Here is a 1142-nt window from a genome sequence, read left to right as displayed (position 1 = left end):
GAAATCTTTCGGGTTGGATATACCAGCGGTTTTCTCAATTTTCTCTAGTTCCGCATTGAGAGATGCGCGGTCAAATAGCTGACCCGTTTCTGGATCGCGGTATTCTTGGTCCTGAATCCAGAAGTCTGCGTAGGTAACATAACGGTCGAAGATGTTTTGGCCGTATTCAGAGTAAGATTCTAGGTATGCGGTTTGAATCTCTTTACCGATAAACTCAACATAACGAGGAACGAGGTACCCTTTCAAAAACTCAAGATATTTTTCTGCGGTTTCTGAAGGGAATTGTTCGCGTTCTACTTGTTGTTCAATCACATAGAACAAGTGAACTGGGTTTGCTGCCACTTCGGTTTGGTCAAAGTTGAACACGCGAGACAAAATCTTAAACGCAAAACGTGTAGATAGGCCGTTCATACCTTCATCGACGCCTGCGTAATCTCGATATTCTTGGTAGCTTTTCGCTTTAGGATCGGTGTCTTTTAGCGTCTCGCCGTCGTACACGCGCATTTTCGAGAAGATAGACGAGTTTTCAGGCTCTTTCAGACGAGAAAGGATACTGAACTGCGCCAATGTTTCTAATGTGCTTGGTGAGCAAGGGGCTTGAGACAGTTCACTGTTTTCAAGCAGTTTTTGATAGATTTTAACTTCTTCCGATACGCGTAAACAGTACGGTACTTTAACGATGTATACACGGTCTAGGAAGGCTTCGTTGTTTTTGTTGTTGCGGAAGGTTTGCCACTCAGATTCGTTAGAGTGAGCCAAAATCATGCCGTCGAATGGAATCGCAGAAAGGCCTTCCGTCCCGTTAAAGTTGCCTTCTTGTGTTGCGGTTAGTAATGGGTGCAATACTTTAATTGGCGCTTTGAACATCTCGACGAATTCCATCAAGCCTTGGTTTGCTTTACACAGCGCGCCAGAGTAGCTGTACGCATCTGGGTCGTCTTGAGAGTAGTGCTCGAGTTTACGGATATCCACTTTACCGACGAGTGATGAAATATCTTGGTTGTTCTCATCACCAGGTTCGGTTTTCGCAATACCGATTTGGTCAAGGATAGATGGACGAACTTTCATCACTTTAAACTTGGTGATGTCGCCGCCAAATTCGTGAAGGCGTTTTGCTGCCCAAGGCGACATGATTGAGCGAA

Annotated in this window: 1 protein-coding gene; it reads right to left on the bottom strand. The window is 44.9% G+C overall.

Annotated features, from left to right (window positions below; all coding sequences use genetic code 11):
• A partial coding sequence (locus R7Z78_RS24600; RefSeq protein ID WP_169643791.1) for a PrkA family serine protein kinase occupies window positions 1–1142 on the bottom strand: 1142 nt, incomplete at both ends.

The sequence above is a fragment of the Vibrio sp. 1167 genome (assembly GCF_033340375.1).
Lineage (GTDB): Bacteria > Pseudomonadota > Gammaproteobacteria > Enterobacterales > Vibrionaceae > Vibrio > Vibrio alginolyticus.
This window is presented reverse-complemented; position numbering and strand designations above follow the sequence as displayed.